2 protein-coding genes and 1 pseudogene are annotated in these 4,826 nt (G+C 46.1%); all 3 read left to right on the forward strand.

Features of this window, described 5'->3' with window-relative positions; translation table 11 throughout:
• Positions 1-397: pseudogene (locus tag PLH26_RS20290) on the forward strand (gfo/Idh/MocA family oxidoreductase); the annotation flags it as partial.
• Between the two features lie 224 nt (positions 398-621).
• A complete protein-coding gene (locus PLH26_RS20295; RefSeq protein WP_324587848.1) occupies positions 622-3,423 on the forward strand; it encodes a tetratricopeptide repeat protein in 2,802 nt (933 codons plus the stop codon).
• 28 nt (positions 3,424-3,451) lie between these two features.
• Positions 3,452-4,699 carry a sialidase family protein gene (locus PLH26_RS20300; protein WP_324587849.1) on the forward strand — a complete coding sequence of 416 codons (1,248 nt, stop codon included), beginning with the start codon at positions 3,452-3,454 and terminating at the stop codon, positions 4,697-4,699.
• Positions 4,700-4,826: the final 127 nt, after the last annotated feature.

The raw sequence follows: 4,826 nt of genomic DNA on the forward strand, positions 1-4,826 counted from the left end.
TGGACAAAAATTACCCGACCAGGGCGCCATGTTCATTGGCGAAAACGGGAAACGCCTGCTGCTGCCTCATTTTATGGAGCTGCCCCGGTTGATTGTTAACAATAAGTATGAAGCCATTGATATAAAGAAATACGACCCCAAAGGCAAAGCCGGGAAGCCCGTTACCAGCTACGATATTGAAGGACAAAAGCATTACCACGAATTTGTGGATGCCTGCCTGGGAAAAGCCGAATGCAGTGCGCCATTTTCTTATGCAGCCAAATTAACGGAAGTAATTTTATTAGGTGTGGTAGCTGCCAGGTTCCCCGGGCAAACACTTAACTGGGACGGGAAAAATGCACGCTTCAAAGAAGAAGAAGCAAATAAATACCTGGAGGGTGAGTACAGGAGTTTCTAAAGGCTGGTTGCCAATAACATACATGTTTCGTACAAAAAGTGTTGGAGAAACGGTATCAAAAGTAGGATCTTGCCACCAGGTCACTAACCTGCCTGCCGGTAAAAGATAAAACCTGAAGATCAGTCATTAGTGTCTTTGGGCCCTAATAATACTACCGCGGTTGAGCCGGTTTTTATTAAATTTGAAAGCATCCCGATTCTTCATTTTACAGACAACCCGGCCTAATGCATTTCCACCGCTTCGTTTATATCATTCCTGCGCTGTTTGTATGCAGTTTACAGGCATTCGCGGCGGATTCTACGAGAATAATTAAATTGTATGACCGGGGTTACGGCTATTTAGACCGGCTCGAATACGATTCGGCAGGTATGGTTTTTCAACAGGGACTGGATCTGTCGCGCCGTAGCAACAACCACTTTCTGGAAGCCACAGGTTTGTATAACCAAAGCCGCTCATACGAACTCAGCAATAATTTATCAACAGCGCTCGAAACGCTGGAAGACGCTATGGCTATTTTTGACCGGATCGGCAGGAAAAAGAATGTTGCCAACTGTTACAATTCCTACAACAGGATATACCAAACGCTTGGCAACTATGCGCAGGCGCTCAGCTATGGATTACGCGCTTTGCGTATAAAGGAAGCATTAAACGACCAGGCAGGACTGGCAGTAGCGCTTACCAATGTGGGCAATGTGTATTTGCTGACAGAACATTTTGATGATGCACTCGTACATTTCACCCGGGCTTTGGCAATTGACAGCGCCAACAATGACAGCGAAGGAATTTCAATCAGCCTGCTGAACATTGGGGTAGCTTTTCAAAAAAAAGGGAACTACAGCAACGCGCTGAACAAATACCGGCAGGCATTGGATATTGTACGTCAACTAGGCAACAAGGGAGATGAAGTATGGTTGCTGAATAATATTGGTTCAACATTGCGGCAAAGCGGCAAACCCGACAGTTCGCTTGTGTACCTGATCTCCTCCTTATCAACAGCAGAAAAATACAATATCAACAGTTCCCACATTCTGAATGATCTGGCAGAAACTTACCTGGCCATAAATAAGCCCGAAGCTGCAAAAAAGCACGCCCTGGAGGCTGTTGATGCTTCAGAAAAGGAACAAAACCTCGGACAGTTAGTTTATGCATGGCAGTTTCTCGGAGATTCCTATGAAAAGCTCGGAAACTATCCAAACGCTTATCATGCGTTGAAGCAACATACTGTTTTTAAAGACAGTTTACTGAATGTAAAAAAAGCAGCGCTGCTGAACAATCTGAAAGTACAGTATGAATCGGAGAAGAAAGAGCAGACCATCGCATTGCTCACAAAAGAAAAAGCCTCCGCTGCTTTCAGGAGGAACGCTTACCTGGCATCCGGAGTGCTCATAGCCGTTATATTGCTGTTATTGTATAACCGGCAGCGCCTTAACAGCAAAAAGAACCGGCTGCTGTATGAAAAAGGAAAGGAAGTTGATAAAATGAAAACCACTTTCTTCTCCAATATATCACACGAGTTCCGAACGCCGCTAACCCTCATATTGGGACCGGTTCAATCCCTGCTTTCCTTAACAACCGACCCGAAAATGATCAGGCAGTTGAATACCATGGAACGCAATGCGCAACGATTGCTCGGTCAGATAGATCAGTTGCTCTATCTGTCTAAACTGGAATCAGACAAACCGGAGATTTCTCTTACCCGGCTGAATATCATTCCCCTGATACGGGGCACTGTAATGAACTTTTCTTCCATGGCAGACGATAGGCAAATAAACCTGCAGGTAGAAACTCCGATGCCCGGCCTGACGATGGATGTTGACAAGGAAAAAATAGAAACCGTTATCATCAACCTGCTCTCCAACGCATTTAAGTTCACTCCCAGGGGCGGGTCCATAACCGTAACAGTTGACATGGTTGAAAAAGGCAATACACCATATTGCGGTATTCGTATACAGGACACGGGTATGGGGATAAATGAAAAAGATATCCCGCATGTATTTGACCGGTTTTACCAGAGCAATGACCGGCAAAAAGCACAGCAGGGAGGAAGTGGTATCGGGCTGGCACTGGTAAAAGAGCTGGTTAAGCTGCATAAAGGCAGTATAAACATTGTCAGCAAACCCAACGAAGGTGCTGAGGTAACAGTGCTGCTGCCATTGCCGGAAGATTATACGGTACAACAATCCCCCGGGGCAGGCAAGAAAGGCGATGAAGTACCCGTAAGCATGTTCAATCCGTTGCCGGCCGAAAATTGGGAAGAGCCGGAAGTAAGAAAAACAATTGTATTGGTCATTGAAGACAATGCAGATGTGATGTTGTATATAAAAGATGTTTTGCAAAATGAATATCACATTGTTGAGGCAGCAAACGGAGCAGAAGGAATACTGAAGGCGATCGAAACAATACCCGACCTGGTCATAAGTGACGTAATGATGCCGGAGAAAGATGGCTATGAAGTATGCAGCACTTTAAAGCAGGATGAGCGAACAAGTCATATCCCCCTGATATTATTAACTGCTAAAGTTTCATTTGAAGATAAGTTGCATGGGCTGCAGCAAAAAGCGGACGAATACCTAACCAAGCCGTTTTCCCCGAAAGAGCTGTTGCTGAGGGTAGCTAACCTGATCAGCAGCCGGAAGGCGCTGAGAGAAAAATACAGCAAAGAACTTGTTTTGAAACCCCTTGATGTTACTGTTCCTTCCATTGAAGAGGCTTTCCTGCAAAAAGTGATGCTCGTGGCAGAGGAAAGGATAGCTGACGAAAGCTTTACAGTTGTTGACCTGGCAACGGAAGTTGGTATGAGCCGGTCGCAACTGCACAGAAAACTGCAGGCGTTAACCAACCAGTCTGCCACGGAATTTATCAGGTCGTACCGGTTAACCAAAGCAATGGATATGATCAAACAGCATGCAGGCTCTGTTGCTGAAATCGGGTATAAAGTAGGCTTCAGCAGTCCTTCCTATTTCAACAAAATGTTCCTGCAGCAATACGGCATCACTCCGGGGCAGGCAAGAACAAAACAGTCCTGATTTCATGAAGAACAAAAACTGCATTTTCATGGCGGCATTAAAATCAGTACCATTTACGGCTCACAGCAAAGCAGCACACCTGTTAGCGGGTATTTTTTTTTGCTGCATCTTTTTCCTGTACCAGGTATATCCGCAGGAGAACAGGCAATTGTTTGAACTGTGGTCACACAATACTTTCCCCGCAGCAAATGATATACCCCTGTTGAAAAACGTGGTATTTAAGTCCATAAAAAAATATGAACCTGCCACAGACGACTATCGTTTCCTGCACGGAGTTGCCATTGTAAATGATAAAGGGAAATGGATGGTATCGTTCGGGCATAATAAAGGGCCCGAAAATACGGGAAGCGAAGAAGCCAATTCCATGATCAGCTTTAACAATGGTAAAAGCTGGAGCGGGTTGATCCCTATAGACAATCCACCCGGAGACCTCGCCACCAGCCATGGCGTATTCCTTAACCACCGGGATACCCTATGGTCGTTTAACGGTGCTTTTACGCGCATAATGGAGGATGTACACACCCGTGCATTTATTTGGAATGAGCAGGATAGCAAATGGATTTTTAAGGGCGTTGTTGCCCGGTCGGGGTTTTGGCCGTTACAGGAACCTGTTCTTATGGATAACGGGCACTGGATCATGGCGGGTGCTGCAATAACAGACAACAATACACCACCGGCGGTTGCTATATGCAGCGATGATACATTTATGAATTGGGAAGTGAAGCAAATACCCGTGTCGTATAAAGTGTGGGGTGAATCGTCCATAATAGTGAACGGAGCCGATATATTGCTGGTAGCCCGGTCGGGGGCCAACACCCCAAAGTTCCATGCTTTACATCCATTGGCCTGGGTTTCGGTAAGCCACGATTTTGGCAATACCTGGAGTGAGCTGCAGCCGTCCAATATGCCGATGGCTGCTTCCAAACCATATGCCGGTATACTTTCAAACGGTCAGCGTTATTTGATCGGTTCCTCTGCTTCCGATATCGGGAACAGGAGGTCGCCGCTAACCATCGCCGTTAGCAAACCAAATGAAGACCGGTTCAGTAAAATATTCTGTATACGGAGATCTGCCGTTTCGGATCCATCCGTTGAGTCGAACGTTAATGTTGCCCTTGCCTACCCGTATGCCGTAGAATACAAAAAGCATTTATGGGTGGTATATTCCAACAATGGCGGAGATGTTGGTCGCGCCGGTCAGCAAGGCAGGGCGTCGTGGAATAACAATTCTGCCGAGCTGGCAATTATACCCATAGCCGATCTGAGCATTGAATAAGGGCTTAGCACCACAGAAATGAGGAAACAAGAAATGGCGTGCAAACGCGGAGCTTACACGCCATTTCTGCTGGTGGAGCTGCAGGGAGTCGAACCCTGGTCCAAACAAATCCGCCATACGCTTTCTA

This window comes from Agriterribacter sp. (assembly GCF_035444585.1).
GTDB lineage: Bacteria > Bacteroidota > Bacteroidia > Chitinophagales > Chitinophagaceae > Agriterribacter.